This is a genomic window from Enterobacter sp. KB-280D8 (assembly GCF_041399405.1).
Taxonomy (GTDB): Bacteria; Pseudomonadota; Gammaproteobacteria; order Enterobacterales; family Enterobacteriaceae; genus Enterobacter; species Enterobacter cloacae_N.
Genome location: NZ_JBGKEC010000013.1, coordinates 22,011 through 43,621, shown reverse-complemented (window position 1 = coordinate 43,621; position 21,611 = coordinate 22,011). Strand labels below are relative to the sequence as shown.

At 57.6% G+C, this 21,611-nt stretch carries 22 protein-coding genes; 15 read left to right on the top strand and 7 right to left on the bottom strand.

All coding sequences use genetic code 11. The features are described 5' to 3' along the window. Positions 1-3: 3 nt before the first annotated feature. Together hemD and hemC are read right to left on the bottom strand one after the other, a co-directional pair. A complete protein-coding gene (gene hemD / locus AB8818_RS21105) occupies positions 4-744 on the bottom strand; it encodes a uroporphyrinogen-III synthase (protein ID WP_192985005.1) in 741 nt (246 codons plus the stop codon). Beyond that, entirely contained in the window at positions 741-1,682 is a 942-nt protein-coding gene (hemC, locus tag AB8818_RS21100) for a hydroxymethylbilane synthase (protein WP_192985003.1), read from the bottom strand. The genes hemD and hemC overlap by 4 nt, the downstream gene beginning before the upstream one ends. Before the next feature lie 350 nt (positions 1,683-2,032). Between hemC and cyaA the strand changes: the two genes are divergently transcribed. Then, positions 2,033-4,576: a class I adenylate cyclase gene (gene cyaA / locus AB8818_RS21095; protein WP_116343703.1), complete on the top strand. Its 2,544-nt coding sequence runs from the start codon at positions 2,033-2,035 to the stop codon at positions 4,574-4,576. A 43-nt stretch (positions 4,577-4,619) separates the two neighbouring features. Here cyaA and cyaY read toward each other — a convergent pair whose 3' ends face one another. After that, complete coding sequence (gene cyaY / locus AB8818_RS21090; RefSeq protein WP_003860816.1) at positions 4,620-4,940, bottom strand: iron donor protein CyaY; 321 nt, start codon at positions 4,938-4,940, stop codon at positions 4,620-4,622. A 135-nt stretch (positions 4,941-5,075) separates the two neighbouring features. Here cyaY and AB8818_RS21085 point away from each other — a divergent pair, with 135 nt between their 5' ends. From AB8818_RS21085 to corA, 8 genes are all read left to right on the top strand, one after another. Next, the gene (locus AB8818_RS21085) at positions 5,076-5,279 is read left to right on the top strand and encodes a lipoprotein (protein ID WP_041911830.1); all 204 of its coding nucleotides are present in this window, start codon (positions 5,076-5,078) and stop codon (positions 5,277-5,279) included. Between the two features lie 35 nt (positions 5,280-5,314). Next, the gene (gene dapF / locus AB8818_RS21080; RefSeq protein WP_061096761.1) at positions 5,315-6,139 is read left to right on the top strand and encodes a diaminopimelate epimerase; all 825 of its coding nucleotides are present in this window, start codon (positions 5,315-5,317) and stop codon (positions 6,137-6,139) included. Then, complete coding sequence (locus AB8818_RS21075; RefSeq protein WP_192985001.1) at positions 6,136-6,843, top strand: DUF484 domain-containing protein; 708 nt, start codon at positions 6,136-6,138, stop codon at positions 6,841-6,843. The genes dapF and AB8818_RS21075 overlap by 4 nt, the downstream gene beginning before the upstream one ends. Further along, on the top strand, positions 6,840-7,742 hold the full coding sequence (gene xerC / locus AB8818_RS21070; protein WP_116343705.1) for a tyrosine recombinase XerC: 903 nt from the start codon (positions 6,840-6,842) through the stop codon (positions 7,740-7,742). The genes AB8818_RS21075 and xerC overlap by 4 nt, the downstream gene beginning before the upstream one ends. Then, on the top strand, positions 7,742-8,458 hold the full coding sequence (gene yigB / locus AB8818_RS21065; RefSeq protein WP_116343706.1) for a 5-amino-6-(5-phospho-D-ribitylamino)uracil phosphatase YigB: 717 nt from the start codon (positions 7,742-7,744) through the stop codon (positions 8,456-8,458). Before xerC ends, yigB begins: the two co-directional genes overlap by 1 nt. Positions 8,459-8,537: 79 nt before the next feature. Next, entirely contained in the window at positions 8,538-10,700 is a 2,163-nt protein-coding gene (gene uvrD, locus AB8818_RS21060) for a DNA helicase II (RefSeq protein ID WP_045631335.1), read from the top strand. A 149-nt stretch (positions 10,701-10,849) separates the two neighbouring features. Beyond that, positions 10,850-10,906, top strand: coding sequence for a YsgD/CorL family protein (ysgD, locus tag AB8818_RS21055; RefSeq protein ID WP_212743980.1), 57 nt, complete (start codon positions 10,850-10,852; stop codon positions 10,904-10,906). A gap of 150 nt (positions 10,907-11,056) precedes the next feature. Then, a complete protein-coding gene (corA, locus tag AB8818_RS21050) occupies positions 11,057-12,007 on the top strand; it encodes a magnesium/cobalt transporter CorA (RefSeq protein WP_008501540.1) in 951 nt (316 codons plus the stop codon). 82 nt (positions 12,008-12,089) lie between these two features. On the opposite strand, the gene rarD is transcribed toward corA, so the two are convergent. Continuing rightward, positions 12,090-12,986: an EamA family transporter RarD gene (gene rarD, locus AB8818_RS21045; protein WP_116343708.1), complete on the bottom strand. Its 897-nt coding sequence runs from the start codon at positions 12,984-12,986 to the stop codon at positions 12,090-12,092. 51 nt (positions 12,987-13,037) lie between these two features. Beyond that, positions 13,038-13,505: an acyl-CoA thioesterase YigI gene (gene yigI / locus AB8818_RS21040; protein WP_028014789.1), complete on the bottom strand. Its 468-nt coding sequence runs from the start codon at positions 13,503-13,505 to the stop codon at positions 13,038-13,040. A 162-nt stretch (positions 13,506-13,667) separates the two neighbouring features. On the opposite strand from yigI, the gene pldA reads away from it, so the two are divergent. The 3 genes from pldA to rhtC all read left to right on the top strand — a co-directional run bounded on the left by pldA (position 13,668) and on the right by rhtC (position 17,139). Then, positions 13,668-14,537, top strand: a complete 870-nt coding sequence (gene pldA / locus AB8818_RS21035) for a phospholipase A (RefSeq protein WP_061096767.1) — start codon at positions 13,668-13,670, stop codon at positions 14,535-14,537. A gap of 90 nt (positions 14,538-14,627) precedes the next feature. After that, positions 14,628-16,457, top strand: coding sequence for an ATP-dependent DNA helicase RecQ (gene recQ, locus AB8818_RS21030; RefSeq protein ID WP_047653585.1), 1,830 nt, complete (start codon positions 14,628-14,630; stop codon positions 16,455-16,457). A 61-nt stretch (positions 16,458-16,518) separates the two neighbouring features. Further along, complete coding sequence (gene rhtC, locus AB8818_RS21025) at positions 16,519-17,139, top strand: threonine export protein RhtC (RefSeq protein ID WP_163330936.1); 621 nt, start codon at positions 16,519-16,521, stop codon at positions 17,137-17,139. Here rhtC and rhtB read toward each other — a convergent pair. Further along, complete coding sequence (gene rhtB / locus AB8818_RS21020; RefSeq protein WP_008501533.1) at positions 17,136-17,756, bottom strand: homoserine/homoserine lactone efflux protein; 621 nt, start codon at positions 17,754-17,756, stop codon at positions 17,136-17,138. The genes rhtC and rhtB overlap by 4 nt on opposite strands. 111 nt (positions 17,757-17,867) lie before the next feature. Here rhtB and pldB point away from each other — a divergent pair, with 111 nt between their 5' ends. The 3 genes from pldB (at position 17,868) to AB8818_RS21005 (ending at position 20,674) form a co-directional block, all read left to right on the top strand. Beyond that, positions 17,868-18,860: a lysophospholipase L2 gene (gene pldB, locus AB8818_RS21015; RefSeq protein WP_116343710.1), complete on the top strand. Its 993-nt coding sequence runs from the start codon at positions 17,868-17,870 to the stop codon at positions 18,858-18,860. A 31-nt stretch (positions 18,861-18,891) separates the two neighbouring features. Continuing rightward, on the top strand, positions 18,892-19,692 hold the full coding sequence (gene yigL / locus AB8818_RS21010; RefSeq protein ID WP_045336944.1) for a sugar/pyridoxal phosphate phosphatase YigL: 801 nt from the start codon (positions 18,892-18,894) through the stop codon (positions 19,690-19,692). 82 nt (positions 19,693-19,774) lie between these two features. After that, the gene (locus AB8818_RS21005; protein WP_163330935.1) at positions 19,775-20,674 is read left to right on the top strand and encodes a carboxylate/amino acid/amine transporter; all 900 of its coding nucleotides are present in this window, start codon (positions 19,775-19,777) and stop codon (positions 20,672-20,674) included. Here AB8818_RS21005 and metR read toward each other — a convergent pair. Next, positions 20,562-21,515: an HTH-type transcriptional regulator MetR gene (gene metR / locus AB8818_RS21000; protein ID WP_116343712.1), complete on the bottom strand. Its 954-nt coding sequence runs from the start codon at positions 21,513-21,515 to the stop codon at positions 20,562-20,564. The genes AB8818_RS21005 and metR overlap by 113 nt on opposite strands. Positions 21,516-21,611 lie beyond the last annotated feature (96 nt).

Below are 21,611 nucleotides of genomic sequence, written 5' to 3'. Positions count from 1 at the left end.
GAGTTATTGTAATGCGCGCAGCAGCGCATCGTTGTCGGCGTTATCAGCGATCCGAATATCCTGCCAGCCCAGTTCCCGGGCGAGGTTCGCCAGACGCTCACTGACGACCAGAAGCCGACAGCGGAGTAACCAGTTTTCGCGATACCAAAGCGGTATCAGCGACCAAAGCTGTTGTAACATTTCACCGCTGGTGACCACCAGCGTATTAATTCCGCGCGCGTGCCAGCGCATGGCCTCTTCCGCGCCGTCGTAGTGTTTCCCACAGCGCTGGTAGCACTCAACAAACGTGACGTCAGCCCCGCGTTCACGCAGCGTTTCGCCCAGCAGTTCGCGGCCTCCGTTGCCGCGCAAAATAAGCGCGCGCTTTCCGGCAATAGTTTGTAATTCAGGTAATTGTAGCAAGACTTCGCTGATTTCCCGATCTAACGGATAACGAACATCCGCGCCGCTTACGGTATGAAGCACCAGTGCCGTTGTGCGGCCAATCGCGAAATAGCGCGGAGCGACAGGCCAGGCCAGGCCCTGCTGTTGCAGCTGCGCGTGGGCAAATTCCACGGCATGCTGCGATAGCGCAAACAGCAGGTCGCCTTCCTGCAGGGTATTCATCTGGTCGGCGAGCGCAGAGAGCTCCCGACCGGGGGAGAATTCAATCAGCGGAAAACTCCAGGCCACCTGCCCCAGTGCGCGCAGACGGCTCACTAACTGCTCTCCTGCGGGAGAAGGGCGGGTGACAAGAATACTCATGCAGGGGGTTCTCCGTTATAGACCTCGGCCAGAATTTCACGCGCGCCGTTATTCAGCAGCTCTTCCGCCAGCGAAACGCCAAGCTGCTCGGCATCCTGCGGCTTGCCGCGACGTTCGCCGCGCACCATCTGTGAACCATCCGGGGCGCCGACCAGCGCACGCAGCCACAGTTCACCATCGGTTAATTCAGCATAGCTGCCAATCGGCACCTGACACCCTCCTTCGAGGCGGGTATTCATCGCCCGCTCGGCTTTTACGCGGGTAGCGGTTTCGTCATGGTTCAGCGGGGCGAGCAGCTCGCGGGTGCGCGCATCGTCCAGACGGCACTCGATGCCGACGGCACCCTGACCCACGGCCGGCAGCGACAGCTCTGGCGGCAACGCCACGCGAATGCGTGACTCCAGCCCCAGACGCTTCAGGCCGGCAACGGCGAGAATAATGGCATCGTAATCGCCGTTATCCAGCTTGCCCAGACGCGTGCCAACGTTGCCGCGCAGCGAGCGGATGATAAGGTCAGGACGACGCTCCGCCATCTGACACTGACGGCGTAAACTGGACGTGCCAACCACGCTACCCGCAGGCAGCGCGTCGAGCGAGTCATAGTGGTTAGAGACAAACGCGTCACGCGGGTCTTCGCGCTCGCAGATGGTCACCAGCCCCAGCCCTTCCGGGAACTCGACGGGCACATCCTTCATCGAATGTACGGCGATATCGGCGCGGTTCTCAAGCAATGCCAGTTCCAGCTCTTTGACAAACAGGCCCTTGCCGCCCACTTTCGCCAGTGGCGTATCCAGGATCACGTCACCGCGCGTGACCATCGGCACCAGCTCGACGCGCAATCCACTGTGGCAGGCTTCAAGGCGCTGCTTAACATAATGTGCCTGCCAGAGCGCGAGAGGGCTTTGGCGTGTGGCAATTCTCAAAACATTGTCTAACATGCTTGTTACCGTCATTATCAATCGCTAACCATCCTAACATTGTTGACTCTGGGATGGCAGTTTTACGGTTGATTAAGCGCGAGAGGGACAAGGCGGCGTATTCGTCAGCCATAGCCGTATTCAGGAATTTACACGTACAGAACGGTGCTACACTTGTATGTAGCGCATCTTTCTTTACGGTCAACCGGCAAGGTGTTAAATTGATCACGTTTTAGACCATTTTTTCGTCGGTACCACCATAATCACAAGGGCGAAAAAAGGGTAACGGTTATCTTTTTGAAATACTGCGGGCTCGCTGTTGTTCGTGTTTTGAATAGCTTACGACACCCGGAAACATCAGGCGATACGTCTTGTACCTCTATATTGAGACTCTGAAACAGAGACTGGATGCCATAAATCAACTGCGTGTGGATCGCGCGCTTGCTGCCATGGGCCCTGCTTTCCAGCAGGTATACAGTCTGCTGCCGACATTATTGCACTATCACCATCCGCTGATGCCTGGCTACCTTGATGGTAACGTTCCCCAGGGCATTTGCCTCTTCACGCCTGATGAAACCCAACAGCATTATCTGAACGAGCTGGAACTCTACCGCGGCATGCCGCCTCAGGTTTCTCCGAAAGGTGAACTGCCTATCACCGGCGTTTACTCGATGGGGAGTACCTCATCGGTAGGGCAGAGCTGTTCTTCGGACCTGGATATCTGGGTCTGCCATCAATCCTGGCTCGATAACGAAGAGCGCCAGCTACTGCAGCGTAAATGCAGCCTGCTGGAGAGCTGGGCAGCCTCGCTCGGCGTGGAAGTGAGCTTCTTCCTGATTGATGAAAACCGTTTCCGCCATAACGAAAGCGGCAGTCTGGGTGGTGAAGACTGCGGCTCGACTCAGCACATCTTGTTGCTGGATGAATTTTACCGTACTGCCGTTCGCCTCGCCGGAAAGCGTATTCTGTGGAATATGGTCCCGTGCGAAGAAGAAGAGCATTACGATGACTACGTCATGTCGCTCTATGCGCAGGGCGTACTGACGCCAAACGAATGGCTGGACCTGGGCGGCCTCAGCTCTCTGTCCGCCGAAGAGTACTTTGGCGCAAGCCTCTGGCAGCTCTACAAAAGTATCGATTCACCGTATAAAGCGGTGCTGAAAACGCTGCTGCTCGAAGCCTACTCGTGGGAATACCCTACGCCGCGCCTGCTGGCGAAAGATATCAAGCAGCGCCTGCACGACGGGGAGATTGTCTCCTACGGGCTCGATGCCTACTGCATGATGCTGGAGCGCGTTACCGAATACCTGAAAGCCATTGATGATTCCACGCGTCTTGACCTGGTGCGTCGATGTTTCTATCTCAAAGTCTGTGAAAAGCTGAGCCGCGAGCGCGCCTGCGTGGGCTGGCGTCGTGAAGTGGTCAGTCAGCTAGTGAAAGAGTGGGGATGGGACGAAGCGCGTCTGTCCATGCTCGATAACCGCGCCAACTGGAAGATCGATCAGGTGCGTGAAGCGCACAATGAACTGCTCGACGCAATGATGCAGAGCTACCGTAACCTGATCCGCTTTGCGCGCCGCAACAACCTCAGCGTGTCCGCCAGCCCTCAGGATATCGGGGTGTTAACCCGTAAGCTGTACGCCGCGTTTGAAGCGCTCCCGGGCAAAGTGACCCTGGTTAACCCGCAGATTTCGCCTGACCTGTCTGAACCAAACCTGACCTTTATTTACGTGCCGCCGGGTCGCGCAAACCGCACCGGGTGGTATCTGTACAACCGTGCGCCAAGCATGGATTCGATCATCAGCCATCAGCCGCTGGAGTATAACCGCTACCTGAACAAGCTGGTGGCGTGGGCCTGGTTTAACGGCCTGCTGACCTCGCGCACGCGCCTGTTTATCAAGGGCAACGAGGTGGTCGATTTAGCCAAGCTGCAGGAGATGGTGGCGGATGTCTCGCACCACTTCCCGCTGCGTCTGCCTGCGCCAACGCCAAAAGCGCTCTACAGCCCGTGCGAGATCCGCCATCTGGCGATCATCGTCAACCTGGAATACGACCCGACGGCGGCCTTCCGCAATCAGGTGGTTCATTTTGACTTCCGCAAGCTGGACGTGTTCAGCTTTGGCGAGCAGCAAAACTGCCTGGTGGGCAGCGTAGACCTGCTGTACCGCAACTCGTGGAACGAAGTGCGTACCCTGCACTTTAACGGCGAGCAGGCGATGATCGAAGCGCTGAAAACCATTCTCGGCAAGATGCACCAGGACGCCGCGCCGCCGGACAGCGTCGAAGTGTTCTGCTACAGCCAGCACCTGCGTGGTTTAATTCGTACCCGCGTGCAGCAGCTGGTTTCTGAATGTATCGAGCTACGTCTCTCCAGCACCCGTCAGGAAACCGGGCGCTTTAAAGCGCTGCGCGTCTCCGGGCAGACCTGGGGCCTGTTCTTCGAGCGTCTGAACGTGTCGGTACAGAAGCTGGAAAATGCCATTGAGTTCTACGGCGCGATTTCACACAACAAGCTGCATGGCCTCTCAGTTCAGGTGGAAACCAACCACGTCAAGCTGCCGCAGGTGGTGGACGGCTTTGCCAGTGAAGGGATTATTCAATTCTTCTTTGAAGAGTCTGGCGACGATGCCGGGTTCAACATCTACATTCTGGATGAGACCAACCGCGCCGAGGTGTATCACCACTGTGAAGGCAGCAAAGAGGAGCTGGTGCGCGACGTCAGCCGCTTCTACTCTTCCTCACATGACCGCTTTACCTACGGTTCCAGCTTTATCAACTTCAACCTGCCGCAGTTCTACCAGATTGTGAACGTGGATGGGCGAGCGCAGGTGATCCCGTTCCGTACGCAGGCGATTACCCCAGCAGTACCCGCTAATCAGGATACCGCACCGCTGTTGCAGCAATATTTCTCCTGAGGTTTTTCGCCCGGTGGCGGCTACGCCTTACCGGGCAACAAAACTATCTGAAACTTACATCCTCACCCGCCTGCGCGGTCGCCGCCTGTTCAAGAAGATCCCAGAACGTTTCGCCGCTGCGGTCGCAAACCCACTCGTCACCCTTCAGATCAAAGTGATAGCCGCCCTGTTTGGCCGCCAGCCACACCTGGTGAAGTGGTTCCTGGCGGTTAATAATAATTTTGCTGCCGTTTTCGAAGCTCAGGGTCAGAATGCCGCCGTTGATTTCACAATCGATATCGCTGTCGCCGTCCCAGTCGTCGATACGTTCTTCGATGGTCATCCACAGGGTGTCGGCAAGGCGATGGAATTCACTGTCGTTCATGGTTTTGTTCCTGTTTTTCGTGATGGCGGCAGTATAACGCTAAATAATTCCCGTTGCAGGAAAGCGGCAAACTCTTGCTTTTGTGTCTTCTCCTGCGATGATAGAAACAGATTTGAACTTACGGGCAACTTTATAATGAAAAACGCTTTCCGAACGCTTGCCGTTCTCATCACGCTGTTTAGCCTGACCGGCTGCGGACTGAAGGGACCACTCTACTTCCCACCTGCGGATAAAACCGCGCCGCCGCCGACAAAACCTGTTAACAGCGGCATCGAGTCTTCCACGCCAAAGACTAACGATCGTGGCGACAACGGTGGCCCAACTCAGGTTAACCTCTGACGACAACGTTCTGTACCCGCGCAATGGAGCAAATGATGCAGTTCTCTAAAATGCATGGCCTTGGCAACGATTTTATGGTCGTCGACGCGGTAACGCAGAATGTGTTTTTCTCCCCGGAGCTGATCCGTCGACTGGCGGATCGGCACGTGGGCGTGGGGTTCGATCAGCTGCTGGTGGTTGAGCCGCCCTACGATCCCGACCTCGATTTCCACTACCGTATTTTTAACGCGGACGGCAGCGAGGTTAACCAGTGCGGCAACGGCGCGCGCTGTTTTGCCCGCTTTGTCCGCCTGAAAGGGCTGACCAACAAGCGCGATATTCGGGTCAGCACCGCCAACGGCCGCATGGTGCTCAGCGTCACCGACGACGAGCTGGTGCGCGTGAATATGGGCGAGCCTAATTTCGAGCCTTCCGCCGTGCCGTTTCGCGCAAACAAAGCGGAAAAGACCTATATTATGCGTGCGGCCGAGCAGACAGTATTGTGCGGCGTCGTTTCGATGGGTAACCCGCACTGCGTGATTCAGGTGGATGACGTGGAAACTGCTGCGGTCGAAACGCTCGGTCCGGTGCTGGAAAGCCACGAGCGGTTCCCGGAGCGCGCGAACATCGGCTTTATGCAGGTGGTGAAGCGTGAGCACATCCGCCTGCGGGTGTACGAGCGCGGCGCGGGCGAGACTCAGGCCTGCGGAAGCGGTGCCTGTGCGGCCGTCGCCGTCGGGATCTCTCAGGGGTTACTGGCAGAAGAGGTTCGCGTGGAATTACCGGGCGGTCGGCTTGATATCGCCTGGAAAGGACCGGGTCATCCACTGTATATGACGGGCCCGGCGACACATGTTTATGACGGGTTTATCCATCTATGAAACAACCAGGGGAAGAACTGCAGGAAACAGTGACGGAACTGGACGACAGCGCTGTTGTTGATTATCTGCTGAACAATCCTGAGTTTTTTATTCGCAATGCGCGCATCGTCGAACAGATGCGCGTGCCGCATCCGGTTCGCGGGACCGTGTCGCTGGTCGAATGGCACATGGCGCGCTCGCGCAACCACATCAATCAGCTTGAAGAGAACATGACGCTGCTGATGGAGCAGGCCAGCACCAACGAAAGCCTGTTCTATCGTCTGCTGCATCTTCAGGCGCGTCTGGCGTCGGCGCACAGCCTTGACGAGTTCCTCAGCCGCTTCCACCGATGGGCCCGGGAGTTGGGGTTGGCAGGCGCAACGATTCGTCTGTTCCCTGACCGCTGGCGCATTGGCGCACCGTCGGGATTCACCCATCTGGCGCTCAGCCGTCAGGCGTTTGAGCCGCTGCGCATTCAGCGCCTGGGCCATGAGCATCACTATCTGGGGCCGCTTAACGGGCCAGAGCTGTTGGTGGTGTTACCGGAAGCCAAAGCGATTGGCTCGGTGGCAATGTCGCTGATGGGGCGCGATGGTGACCTGGGGGTAATATTATTTACCAGCCGCGACGCGCACCACTACGAGCAGGGGCAAGCCACGCACCTGCTGCAGGAGATCGCCCTGATGCTGCCCGAGCTGCTGGAGCGCTGGATTGAACGCGTATGACGGACGGACTGCTCGCCACTGACGTCTCGCGCTTTCTGCGCTATCTGGGCGTTGAGCGTCAGCTCAGCCCTGTCACGCTGCTCAACTATCAGCGTCAGCTTGATGCCATCATGCAGATTGCCGACGAAATCGGCCTGAAAAGCTGGCAACAATGTGATGCTGCCACGGTACGCGGGTTCGTCGTGCGTAGCCGAAAAAAAAATCTCAGTCCGGCAAGCCTGGCGCTCCGGCTCTCCGCGCTGCGCAGTTTCTTCGACTGGCTGGTCAGCCAGGGCGGCCTGAAAGCCAACCCGGCGAAAGGGATCGCCACGCCGAAAGCTCCGCGCCATCTGCCGAAAAATATCGACGTCGACGACGTAAACCGCCTGCTGGATATCGATCTTAACGATCCGCTCGCCGTGCGCGACCGCGCGATGCTGGAGGTGATGTACGGCGCAGGCCTGCGTCTGTCTGAACTGGTGAACCTCGACTTAAAGCATCTCGATCTCGACACCGGCGAAGTGTGGGTGATGGGCAAGGGCAGCAAAGAGCGCCGCCTGCCGATTGGCCGCAATGCGGTCTCCTGGATTGAGCACTGGCTGGATCTACGCGGGCTGTTTGGCGCGGAAGAAGATGCGCTGTTTTTATCGAAGCTCGGCAAGCGGATCTCGGCGCGTAACGTGCAGAAGCGCTTTGCGGAGTGGGGCATTAAGCAGGGGCTGAACAGCCACGTTCACCCGCACAAGCTGCGCCACTCCTTTGCGACACACATGCTGGAATCGAGCGGCGATCTGCGCGGCGTGCAGGAACTGCTTGGCCACGCGAATCTGTCGACCACTCAAATCTACACCCACTTAGACTTCCAACACCTTGCCTCGGTGTATGACGCGGCGCATCCACGCGCCAAACGGGGGAAATAATGCGTTTTTACCGCCCACTCGGACAGATCTCAGCCCTGACGTTTGATCTTGATGACACCCTTTATGACAACCGCGAGGTGATCCTGCGTACCGAGCAGGAGTCGCTGGCGTTTGTACAGAACTACCACCCCGCGCTGAAAGCGATGCAGAACAAGGATTTCCAGAAGCTGCGCCAGTCCCTGCGGGAGACCGAACCGGACATTTACCATGACGTGACCGAATGGCGTCGCCGTGCGGTTGAGCAGGCGATGCTCAACGCTGGCCTGAGCGCGCAGGATGCGGCCATCGGTGCTGAAGCGGCAATGGAAAACTTCGCCAAATGGCGCAGCCGTATCGACGTGCCGCAGGAGACCCACGACACGCTGGCGACGCTTGCCGAAAAGTGGCCGCTGGTGGCCATTACCAACGGTAATGCCCAGCCGGAGCTGTTTGGCCTCAGCGATTACTTTGAGTTCGTGCTGCGCGCGGGTCCGCACGGGCGCGCGAAGCCGTTCAGTGACATGTACCATCTGGCGGCAGATAAACTTAACCTGCCGCTGGGTGAGATCCTGCACGTGGGGGATGACCTGACCACGGACGTGGCCGGCGCCATCCGCTGCGGGATGCAGGCCTGCTGGATCAGGCCAGAAAATGCGGAGCTGATGACCGCAACCGACAGCCGTCTTCTGCCGCACGTGGAAATTTCGCGGTTGGCATCCCTCACGACGCTGATATAATCATCAATTGTTCTGTATAAATTAACAGGGTTTTGGCGAATGGAAACAGTTGCCTGCCCGACATGACGTGACGGTGCCAATGGACGTTTCTTACCTGCTCGACAGCCTTAATGACAAACAGCGTGACGCGGTTGCCGCCTCGCGCACCAACCTGCTGGTTCTGGCTGGGGCGGGCAGTGGTAAGACGCGCGTGCTGGTTCACCGCATCGCCTGGCTGCAGAGCGTGGAGAACTGCTCGCCGTACTCCATCATGGCGGTCACGTTTACCAACAAGGCGGCGGCGGAGATGCGCCACCGCATCGCCCAACTGATGGGCACCAGCCAGGGCGGCATGTGGGTTGGTACCTTCCACGGCCTGGCGCACCGCCTGCTGCGCGCGCACCATATGGACGCCAATCTGCCGCAGGATTTCCAGATCCTCGACAGCGAAGATCAGCTCCGTCTGCTGAAGCGCCTGATCAAGGCGATGAATCTCGACGAGAAGCAGTGGCCGCCGCGTCAGGCGATGTGGTACATCAACGGCCAGAAGGACGAGGGGCTGCGCCCGCACCACATTCAGAGCTTCGGCAACCCGGTCGAGCAGACCTGGCAGAACGTCTACAAGGCCTACCAGGAAGCGTGCGATCGCGCCGGCCTGGTGGATTTCGCCGAGCTGCTGCTGCGCGCCCACGAGCTGTGGCTCAACAAGCCGCACATCCTGCAGCACTACCGCGAACGCTTCACCAATATCCTGGTGGACGAATTCCAGGATACCAACAACATCCAGTACGCGTGGATCCGCCTGCTGGCGGGGGATACCGGCAAGGTGATGATCGTGGGCGATGACGACCAGTCGATCTACGGCTGGCGCGGGGCGCAGGTGGAGAACATCCAGCGCTTCCTCAACGATTTCCCCGGCGCGGAAACCATTCGTCTGGAGCAGAACTACCGCTCAACCAGCAACATCCTGAGCGCGGCCAACGCCCTGATTGAGAACAATAACGGGCGTCTGGGGAAAAAGCTGTGGACCGACGGCGTCGACGGCGAACCGATTTCGATTTACTGCGCCTTCAACGAGCTCGACGAAGCCCGCTTCGTGGTGAACCGCATCAAAACCTGGCAGGACAACGGCGGCGCGCTGGAGCAGTGCGCTATTCTCTACCGCAGCAACGCCCAGTCGCGCGTGCTGGAAGAGGCGCTGCTGCAAGTGAGCATGCCTTACCGCATTTACGGCGGCATGCGCTTCTTCGAGCGTCAGGAAATCAAAGATGCGCTCTCATACCTGCGCCTGATCGCTAACCGCAACGACGACGCGGCGTTTGAGCGCGTCGTCAATACGCCGACGCGCGGCATTGGCGACCGTACGCTGGACGTAGTGCGTCAGGCCTCGCGCGATCGCCAGCTGACGCTGTGGCAGGCGTGCCGCGAGCTGCTCCAGGAAAAAGCCCTCGCCGGACGTGCCGCCAGCGCATTGCAGCGCTTCCTGGAATTAATTGATGCTCTGGCGCAGGAAACCGCCGACATGCCGCTGCACGTGCAGACCGACCGGGTGATTAAAGACTCCGGCCTGCGCACCATGTACGAGCAGGAAAAAGGCGAGAAGGGCCAGACCCGTATTGAGAACTTAGAGGAACTGGTCACGGCAACGCGCCAGTTCAGCTACAACGAAGAAGACGAAGATCTGATGCCGCTGCAGGCGTTCCTCTCCCACGCCGCGCTGGAAGCGGGTGAAGGGCAGGCGGACACCTGGCAGGATGCGGTTCAGCTGATGACCCTGCACTCCGCCAAAGGCCTGGAGTTCCCGCAGGTGTTCATCGTCGGGATGGAGGAAGGAATGTTCCCGAGCCAGATGTCGCTGGATGAAGGCGGGCGTCTGGAAGAGGAACGTCGACTGGCCTACGTGGGCGTGACGCGTGCGATGCAAAAGCTAACGCTAACCTACGCGGAAACCCGCCGCCTGTACGGTAAAGAGGTCTATCACCGTCCGTCGCGCTTTATCGGCGAACTGCCGGAGGAGTGCGTGGAGGAGGTGCGTCTGCGCGCCAGCATCAGCCGCCCGGTTAGCCATCCGCGCATGGGGTCGCCGATCTCTGAAACCGACACCGGTTATAAGCTTGGCCAGCGCGTGCGCCATTCGAAGTTTGGCGAAGGCACCATTGTGAATCTGGAAGGCAGCGGCGAGCACAGCCGCCTGCAGGTCGCGTTCCAGGGACAGGGGATTAAATGGCTGGTGGCGGCCTATGCGAAGCTGGAAACAGTCTAACATTCAGAAAAATATCATTATTTTGTAATAATCTGCTAGCCTTATACGTTGAAGGTCAATTAATGCCCTTCAGCGTTCCGTTGCGTGTTGACGCCACAGTTATAGCTGGCGTAACATGCGCGCACGATTACGCTAAGAGGACATTCGCCTTGGACACACCCAGTAGATACTGGCTCAATTCCCTGTCATCCAGGAACAACTCCTAAGGCTATCTCCTCTTGCTGATGGCCTTAGTGGTTGTCAGCGACTGCATTATTCCCGTCGCGCTGAGTCAGGCTGTTTAATGGTCTGAAACCCAATTTGTTTCTGTGTGCCCACCGAACTGTCCGATATTTTTTGCATTGGGAGTCCCGGTCATGTTGAGCGCATTTCAACTCGAAAATAACCGACTGACTCGGCTTGAAGCCGAAGAGTCACAGCCCCTCATTGATGCCGTATGGGTGGATCTGGTCGAGCCGGACGACGATGAGCGCCTTCGCGTACAATCTGAGCTGGGGCAAAGCCTGGCAACCCGCCCGGAACTGGAAGACATCGAAGCCTCCGCGCGTTTCTTTGAAGATGAAGACGGCCTGCACATTCACTCCTTCTTCTTCTTTGAAGATGCAGAAGACCACGCGGGTAACTCCACCGTGGCGTTTACCATTCGCGACGGTCGTCTGTTCACTCTGCGCGAGCGTGAGCTGCCGGCATTTCGTCTCTACCGCATGCGCGCCCGCAGCCAGGCGATGGTGGACGGTAACGCTTACGAGCTGCTGCTCGATCTGTTCGAGACCAAAATTGAACAGCTGGCGGACGAAATTGAAAACATCTACAGCGATCTGGAAAAGCTGAGCCGCGTGATCATGGAAGGCCATCAGGGCGATGAGTACGATGAAGCGTTGTCAACGCTGGCAGAGCTGGAGGATATCGGCTGGAAGGTGCGTTTGTGTCTGATGGATACCCAGCGCGCGCTGAACTTCCTGGTACGCAAGGCGCGTCTGCCGGGCGGTCAGCTGGAACAGGCGCGTGAGATCCTGCGCGATATCGAATCCCTGCTGCCGCACAACGAATCCCTGTTCCAGAAGGTTAACTTCCTGATGCAGGCGGCGATGGGCTTTATCAACATCGAGCAGAACCGCATCATTAAGATCTTCTCGGTGGTGTCCGTGGTGTTCCTGCCGCCGACGCTGGTGGCGTCCAGCTATGGGATGAACTTTGAGTTTATGCCTGAGCTGAAGTGGAGCTTTGGCTACCCGGGGGCGATTATCTTCATGATCCTCGCCGGGCTGGCGCCGTATCTCTACTTTAAGCGTCGTAACTGGCTGTAAAATTTGGCGGGTAGCGCTGCGCTTACCCGCCCTACGATCGAATTCCCTCTCCCTGTGGGAGAGGGTTAGGGTGAGGGCAACATCACAGCCCTTTGCGCGCCCTGCGTTGGGTATAAATCGCATCCGCGACGAAAATCGCCAGTGCCACCCAGATAAAGGCGAACGTCACCATCTTATCCGCACCCGGCACTTCGCCGTAAAACACCACCGCCAGCAGGAACATCAGCGTCGGGCCAATGTACTGGAAGAAGCCCAGCGTGGAGAGACGCAGGCGCGTCGCCGCACCGGTAAAGCACAGCAGCGGAATGGTGGTCACCACACCCGCCGCCATCAGCATCAGGTTCAGCGACCACGTGTTGCTGCCCATATGGCTGGTGGGGCTGTCGGCGATACCGAAGAGATAAATCGCCGCCACCGGCAGTAGCCACAGGGTTTCAAACAGCATCCCGGTTTGGGCTTCCACCGCAATCTTCTTACGCACCAGGCCGTAGAAGGCAAAGCTGAACGCCAGACCGAGGGCGATAACTGGCAGCGAGCCAAACGTCCAGAGCTGCACCAGCACGCCGCAGAAGGCCAGAATCACTGCCACCCACTGCATCCGGCGGAAGCGCTCACCGAGGAAAATCATCCCCAGCACGATGTTCACCAGCGGGTTAATAAAATAACCGAGGCTTGCTTCAAGCATGTGGTGGTTATTCACCGCCCAGATAAACAGCAGCCAGTTTCCGCCAATCAGCACCGCAGAGAGCGCCAGCAGGAGGACCTTTTTCGGGGTTTTGAGCAGCGTTTTAACACCGGACCACTGACGGCTGATGCTCATCAGCGCGATCATAAAGAAGAACGACCAGATGACGCGATGAGTGAGGATCTCATCGGCCGGTACATAGGCGATAAATTTGAAGTACGCCGGGGCGATACCCCAAATAAAATAAGCGGCAAGGGCGAGTAAAACGCCCTGCCGCGTCTGTTTAGCATCCATCGGGAAAATCCGTTACAAAAAAGTGAATCAATTTTACCCGATTTTGCCGCCTCAACCCACCATATAAGTAGCGGTTGCGCTGGCGATATACACCTGTTCTTCGTTGTGTAATTCAACACGCGCCACGGCAACTTTATTCCCCGCGCGCAGCAGGCTGCTGGTGCAGGTGAAGCGATTTCCGCGGCCCGGGCGAAGATAGTCGACGCGCAGATCGATAGTGCCCATGCGCGCCAGACGCTGGCGGAGTTCGTCTTCATTGATGGTGTCATGACGGGTCAGCGTACTGCCCACGCAGACCAGGCCTGCCGCCACATCCAGCGCGGAGGCAATCACCCCGCCGTGCAAAATACTTTGCGCCCAGTTACCCACCATCATCGGCTGGTTGTTGAAGCTTAACTGGGCAAACTCTTTCTCGTAACGCTCCAGCTCCAGTCCCAGCGCACGGTTAAACGGCATATGGTAAACAAAAATCTCGCCCACGAGTTTTAACACTTCTTCGGCGGTAAGCATGGCTGACATGAGGCATCACATCCTTATTGTTAATGAAATGTTGATTTTATGCCTCGGCAATAAGGAATTCCACTTTCAGAAACGAGGATGCAGCAGTTATCGCAGAAGTCTGTAGAATGTTCGCCTCATAACTATTCAGGTAATTTTACTCTTTGCAGGAGAACACCACCGATGCGGACGTATCTGGCCTGGTTACTGGCGGCGGTTGCGCTGCCCCTCACAGCATATGCGCAGGAAGCGACGATCAAAGAAGTCCATGATAAGCCTGCCGTTAAGGGCAGCATTATCGCCAATATGCTTCAGGAGCATGACAACCCGTTCACGCTCTACCCGTATGACACGAACTACGTGATTTATACCCAGACCAGCGATCTCAACAAAGAGGCGATAAGCTCTTATAACTGGTCTGATAATGCGCGTAAGGATGAGGTGAAGTTCCAGCTCAGCCTCGCGTTCCCGTTCTGGCGCGGTATTCTGGGGCCGAACTCGGTGCTCGGTGCCTCTTACACGCAGAAATCCTGGTGGCAGCTCTCTAACAGCGGCGAATCCTCACCGTTCCGTGAAACCAACTATGAGCCGCAGCTCTTCCTCGGCTTCGCAACGGATTATGAATTTGCTGGCTGGACGCTGCGTGACGTTGAGGTCGGTTTTAATCACGACTCTAACGGCCGGTCTGACCCTACTTCACGCAGCTGGAACCGTGCCTATACGCGCCTGATGGCGCAGAACGGCAACTGGATGGTGGAAGTGAAGCCATGGTACGTGGTCGGCAGCACGGATGATAACCCGGACATTACCAAATATATGGGCTACTACCAGCTCAAAGTCGGCTACCAGTTAGGCGACGCCGTGCTGAGCGCGAAAGGCCAGTACAACTGGAACACTGGCTACGGCGGTGCTGAAGTGGGCTTAAGCTATCCGGTGACGAAGCACGTGCGTCTCTATACCCAGGTGTATAGCGGCTATGGCGAGTCGCTGATCGACTACAACTTTAACCAGACTCGCGTTGGCGTAGGCGTAATGCTGAACGATATTCTCTAGGCTGCTCGAATGTTTTTGCGTTAAACGTTGAAGTTTCTCTCTCAGGCGCTGAAAATAGCGCCTGTTTTATTTTTCGCAAATGGGGTTAACGTGGCGCAGGCGGAAGTATTGAATCAGGAGTCGCTGGCTAAACAGGTTTTGCATGAAACCTTTGGCTACCAGCAGTTCCGCCCCGGCCAGGAAACCATCATTGAAACCGTGCTGGAAGGCCGGGACTGTCTGGTAGTAATGCCGACTGGCGGCGGTAAATCTCTCTGCTATCAGGTGCCCGCGCTGGTGCTGAACGGCCTGACGGTCGTGGTATCGCCTCTCATTTCCCTGATGAAAGACCAGGTGGACCAGCTGCTCGCCAACGGCGTGGCGGCGGCCTGTCTGAACTCGACGCAAACCCGCGAGCAGCAGCAAGAGGTCATGGCCGGGTGCCGCACCGGGCAGATTCGCCTGCTGTATATCGCGCCAGAGCGCCTGATGCTGGATAACTTCCTCGATCACCTGGCGCACTGGAACCCGGTCCTGCTGGCGGTCGATGAAGCGCACTGTATCTCCCAGTGGGGACACGATTTCCGCCCGGAATACGCCGCTCTCGGCCAGCTACGTCAACGCTTCCCCGAGCTGCCGTTTATGGCGCTTACCGCCACGGCAGATGACACCACGCGTCTGGATATCGTTCGCCTGCTGGGGCTGAACGACCCGTATATTCAGGTCAGCAGCTTCGACCGCCCTAACATCCGCTATATGCTGATGGAAAAGTTCAAGCCGCTGGATCAGCTCCTGCGCTACGTGCAGGAGCAGCGCGGCAAGTCCGGCATCATCTACTGCAACAGCCGTGCTAAGGTGGAAGACACCGCCGCGCGTCTGCAAAACCGCGGCTTTAGCGCCGCTGCTTACCATGCCGGGTTAGAGAACCACATCCGCGCCGACGTGCAGGAGAAATTCCAGCGCGATGACCTGCAAATCGTCGTCGCGACGGTGGCATTTGGGATGGGCATCAACAAGCCGAACGTGCGCTTTGTGGTGCACTTCGACATCCCCCGCAATATCGAATCCTACTATCAGGAAACCGGCCGCGCCGGGCGTGACGGTCTGCCGGCGGAAGCGATGCTGTTTTACGATCCGGCCGATATGGCGTGGCTGCGCCGCTGTCTGGAAGAGAAGCCACAGGGGCAGCTCCAGGACATCGAGCGCCACAAGCTCAACGCGATGGGCGCCTTCGCTGAAGCGCAAACCTGCCGCCGTCTGGTGCTGCTCAACTACTTTGGTGAAGGGCGACAGGAGCCGTGCGGCAACTGCGATATCTGTCTCGATCCGCCGAAGCAGTACGATGGCCTGATGGACGCGCGCAAAGCGCTCTCGACCATTTACCGCGTGAATCAACGCTTCGGGATGGGCTACGTGGTAGAAGTGCTGCGCGGTGCCAATAACCAGCGTATCCGCGACATGGGCCACGACAAGCTGCCGGTTTACGGCATCGGTAAAGACCAGAGCCACGAACACTGGGTCAGCATTATTCGTCAGCTGATCCACCTCGGCTTTGCCACGCAGAACATTGCCCAGCACTCCGCCCTGCAGCTGACCGAAGCGGCGCGTCCGGTACTGCGCGGTGATGTTGAACTCAAGCTCGCCGTGCCGCGCGTGGTCGCCCTCAAGCCTCGCGTGATGCAGAAATCCTACGGCGGTAACTACGACCGCAAGCTGTTCGCCAAATTGCGCAAGCTGCGTAAGGCTATCGCCGACGAAGAAAACATCCCGCCTTACGTGGTGTTCAACGACGCGACGCTGATCGAGATGGCCGAGCAGATGCCGCTTAGCGCCAGTGAAATGCTCAGCGTCAACGGCGTCGGCACGCGCAAGCTGGAGCGCTTTGGTAAAGAGTTTATGGCGCTCATCCGTTCACACGTTGATGGTGATGATGAGGAGTAGTCAGCCGGGCGAAAAAGTGCCAGGATGATGACTCACTAAATTATTTCCCCGCGAGCTAATTATGTTAATGCTATTTCTCACCGTGGCGTTAGTGCACATCGTTGCGCTGATGAGCCCCGGCCCTGACTTTTTCTTCGTGTCGCAAACGGCCGTCAGCCGCTCCCGCAAAGAAGCGATGATGGGCGTGCTCGGTATCACCATGGGCGTTATGATCTGGGCGGCGGTCGCGCTGCTCGGTCTGAACCTGATCCTGGCGAAGATGGCCTGGCTGCATAACATCATTATGGTTGGCGGCGGGCTGTATCTGTGCTGGATGGGCTACCAGATGCTGCGCGGGGCGCTGAAGAAAGAAGAGCAAAAACCGCAAGAACCAAAAGTAGAGCTGGCAACGGGCGGACGCAGCTTTGTAAAAGGGCTGCTGACCAACCTGGCGAACCCGAAAGCGATTATCTATTTCGGCTCCGTGTTCTCGTTGTTTGTCGGCGATAGCGTTGGCGCGGGCGCACGCTGGGGCATCTTCCTACTGATCGTCGTTGAAACCTTTGCCTGGTTTACCATTGTGGCCAGCCTGTTCGCCTTACCGGCGATGCGCCGCGGCTACCAGCGTATCGCGAAGTGGATCGACGGCTTCGCCGGCGCGCTGTTCGCCGGCTTCGGCATTCATCTCATCATTTCTCGCTAAGCATGACGCGCTGACGCGAGCAGCGCGCCAACCAGCATAAACAGCGAGCCAAAAACTTTATTCAGGGCCTTCATCTGCTTAGGCCCTTTAATCCACGCCGCAATTCGCTGCGCCAGCGTCGCGTAACCAATCATCACGATGATATCGACAATAATCGTGGTCGCACCCAGCACCACGTACTGCATCACCTGGGGCTGATGCGGCACGATAAACTGCGGAAACAGGGCGGCGAGGAAAACGATGCTCTTCGGGTTGGTCAGGTTAACGAACACCGCGCGCTTAAACAGATGGCCGCGGTTTTGCGTCTGAGCGAGCGTATTCAGGTTAATGGAGCCTGCCGCACGCCACTGTTGGATACCGAGCCAAATCAGATACGCTGCCCCGGCCCATTTCAGCACTTCAAAGGCCAGCACGGAGCGGGAGAACAGGGTCCCCAGACCAATCCCGACCAGCACAATATGAATGCCCAGCCCGGTCTGCAAACCGGCAATCGACGCCGCCGCACCGCGATAGCCGTGGTTGATGGAGGTGGTCATGGTGTTAATGGCGCCAGAGCCGGGTGAAAGGCTGAGGATTATGGATGTCAGCAGATAGGCGAACCACCACTCGAAGGTCATTTGAAACTCCCGAACCGTCTATTTTTATGCCACAATACGCTATTGTTGAGTCATTTTGTGACCAGTGACGAAAAAAAACGATATTCCCTGGATTACGTGAGTGGAAACCCAATGTTTCAGCAGAAAAAGGACTGGGAAACACGAGAAAACGCATTTGCTGCTTTCTCAATGGGGCCGCTGACCGATTTCTGGCGGCAGCGCGAGGAAGACGAGTTTACCGGCGTCGGGGGCATCCCGGTGCGCTTCGTTCGTTTCCGCAATGAAAAAAATGACCGGGTGATCGTGGTTTGCCCTGGGCGTATCGAAAGCTACGTTAAATATGCCGAACTGGCCTACGATCTGGTCCATATGGGTTTTGATGTGCTGATCATCGACCACCGTGGGCAGGGGCTGTCCGGGCGTATGCTGCCCGACACGCACCGTGGGCACGTGGATCGCTTCAGCGATTACGTCGACGATTTTGCCGCATTCTGGCAGCAGGAATTGCAGCCCGGCCCCTGGCGCAAGCGGTATATCCTTGCCCACTCCATGGGCGGTGCCATTTCGACGCTGTTTTTGCAGCGGTATGAGCACCAGTGCGACGCCATTGCGCTTACCGCGCCGATGTACGGTATCGTTATTCGCTTCCCCGACTGGATGGTGCGCCATCTACTCGACTGGGCTGAGGGCCATCAGCGCATTCGTGAAGGCTATGCCATCGGAACCGGACGCTGGCGCGCATTGCCGTTCGCCATCAACGTCTTGACCCACAGTCGGCAGCGCTATCGCCGCAACCTGCGCTTTTATGCCGATGAACCGCGCTTGCGCGTCGGCGGCCCGACCTGGCACTGGGTGCGGGAGGGTATTCTGGCTGGTGAGCAGGTGCTGGCGGGCGTAGGCGATGATGACACGCCGACGCTTCTGATTCAGGCGGAAGAAGAGCGTGTGGTGGATAACCGCATGCATGACCGCTATTGTGAACTGCGCGCTGCGGCGGGACACCCCTGCGAAGGGGGTAAACCGCTGGTCATCAACGGCGCGTTCCATGAGATCCTTTTTGAAAAGGACGCTATGCGCTCAGTCGCGCTTAACGCCATTGTTGAATTTTTCAACAGGCATAATTGATTATTGTTTTCCACCAGAGGTTGAAATCCCTATGTACCAGGTTGTTGCATCTGATTTAGATGGCACACTGCTTTCCCCCGACCACACCCTGTCGCCTTACGCGAAAGAGACCTTAAAGCTTCTGACCGCCCGTGGCGTGAACTTTGTGTTTGCCACCGGCCGCCACCACGTGGACGTGGGGCAGATCCGCGATAACCTTGAGATCAAGTCGTACATGATCACCTCCAACGGTGCGCGCGTGCATGATACCGACGGCAACCTGATCTTTACGCACAACCTGGATCGCGATATTGCAGCCGATCTGTTCGGCGTGGTGCATAACAACCCGGCTATCGTCACTAACGTTTACCGCGACGACGAATGGTTCATGAATCGCCACCGCCCGGATGAAATGCGTTTCTTCAGGGAAGCGGTATTCAACTACTCCCTTTATGAGCCGGGTTTGCTGGATCCAGAGGGGATCAGCAAGGTGTTCTTCACCTGCGACAGCCACGAAGAGCTGCTGCCGCTGGAACAGGCGATCAACGCCCGCTGGGGCGATCGTGTCAACGTGAGCTTCTCCACCGTGACCTGTCTGGAAGTAATGGCCGGGGGCGTCTCTAAAGGCCACGCGCTCGAAGCCGTCGCGAAACGACTGGGCTTTGAGCTGAAGGACTGTATCGCCTTCGGCGACGGCATGAACGACGCCGAGATGCTTTCGATGGCAGGCAAGGGCTGCATTATGGAAAACGCACACCAGCGTCTGAAAGATTTGCACCCGGAGCTGGAAGTGATCGGCACCAACGCAGACAACGCGGTACCGAAGTATCTGCGCAAGCTGTTCCTTGAATAATCTTCATTCGGTTGTTTATTGCTCAGTTGTCAACTAAAGAGTTCGCTACAATGCCTCTCCTTCTTTCTGAGAGACAAGCATTGTGGCGCTACTCATTATCACCACTATCCTGTGGGCCTTCTCCTTTAGCCTGATTGGCGAATACCTTGCCGGTTCGGTCGACAGCTACTTCTCGGTGCTGATGCGCGTGGGGCTGGCGGCGCTGGTGTTCCTGCCATTCCTGCGCACGCGCGGGCAATCGCTGAAAACCATTCTGCTCTACATGCTGGTGGGCGCGATGCAGCTCGGCATCATGTATCTGTTTAGCTTCCGGGCTTACGTCTACTTGTCCGTCTCTGAATTCCTGCTCTTTACCGTGCTGACGCCGCTCTATATCACGCTGATTTACGACCTGCTCAGCAGACGCCGTCTGCGCTGGGGATACCTGCTGAGCGCCGCGCTGGCGGTGGTCGGGGCGGCGATAATTCGCTATGACAAAGTAAGCGATCACTTCTGGACCGGGCTGATGTTCGTCCAGCTCGCCAATATCAGCTTTGCTATCGGCATGGTAGGCTACAAACGCCTGATGGAAACCCGCCCTATGCCGCAGCACAACGCGTTTGCGTGGTTCTATATGGGTGCGGCGATTGTCGCAGTGGCGGCGTGGTTTCTGCTCGGTAACCCGCAAAAGCTGCCGACCACCACCGTGCAGTGGAGCGTTCTGGTCTGGCTGGGCGTGGTGGCGTCAGGGTTGGGGTACTTCATGTGGAACTACGGCGCTACGCAGGTCGACGCCGGGACGCTGGGGATCATGAACAACGTGCATGTGCCAGCGGGGCTGCTGGTGAACCTCGCCATCTGGCAGGAACAGCCGCACTGGCCGAGCTTCCTTATTGGGGGAGCGGTGATCCTGGCTTCGCTGTGGGTCCATCGCCGCTGGGTCGCTCCGCGCTCCGCACAAACGGAAGGTGGTCGCACGCGTGGTTCCGCGCTGAGCGAATAAACGCTTCCGTAACGGGCTGACGCTGCTCTCCGTCGCGCACGGCGGCGTACAGCCGGCTCCACAGTCCTTCTCCCAGGGTTTTGGTGACCACCAGACCCTGGCGTTCAAAACTTTCCACCACCCAGTGCGGCAGCGCCGCAATCCCCATGCTGGCCGCCACCATCTGAATCAACAGCAGGGTGTTATCCACGCTTTTCAGCTGCGGACTAATGCCTGCTGGCTGCAGGAAGTGGCGCCAGATATCCAGACGACTGCGCTGGACCGGATAAATTAGCAGCGTTTCCGTCGCCAGGTCTTCCGGCGTGATGCGCGTTTTGGCCGCCAGCGGATGGTCCGGCGCCAGCACCAGGCGCACTTCATAATCGAACATCGGTGAATAATGCAGGCCGCTGCGCGGCAGGATGTCGGACGTCATCACCAGATCCAGTTCGCCCTGCTGGAGCGAAGGCTGCGGGTCGAACGTCACGCCGGATTTAAAGTCCATCTCCACCTGCGGCCACTTCTGGCGAAAGTTTTCAAGCGCGGGGGTCAGCCACTGAATGCAGCTGTGGCACTCAATGGCGATGCGCAGTTTGGTCTGCTGCGGCTCGTTACACGCCTGCAGCGCGCTGGCGATCTGCGGCAGCACCTGATTCGCCAGCTGAAGAAGAATTTCACCCTGCGGCGTAAAGCGCAGGGGCTGGCTCTTACGCACAAAAAGACGAAATCCGAGGCGTTGTTCCAGATCGCTGAACTGGTGAGAAAGGGCGGACTGGGTCTGGTGCAGCGTGGCCGCAGCCGCCGCGAGCGAACCGCAGTTCCGCAACGCTTGTAGCGTTTTCAGGTGTTTAATCTCGATCATGAAAGTCCTTCACTCCGCCATGAACATTTTGCGCTTGAGGAATATACAGTACCTGCCAATTATAGAAGTGTAAACATCTGGACGTCTAAATAACGA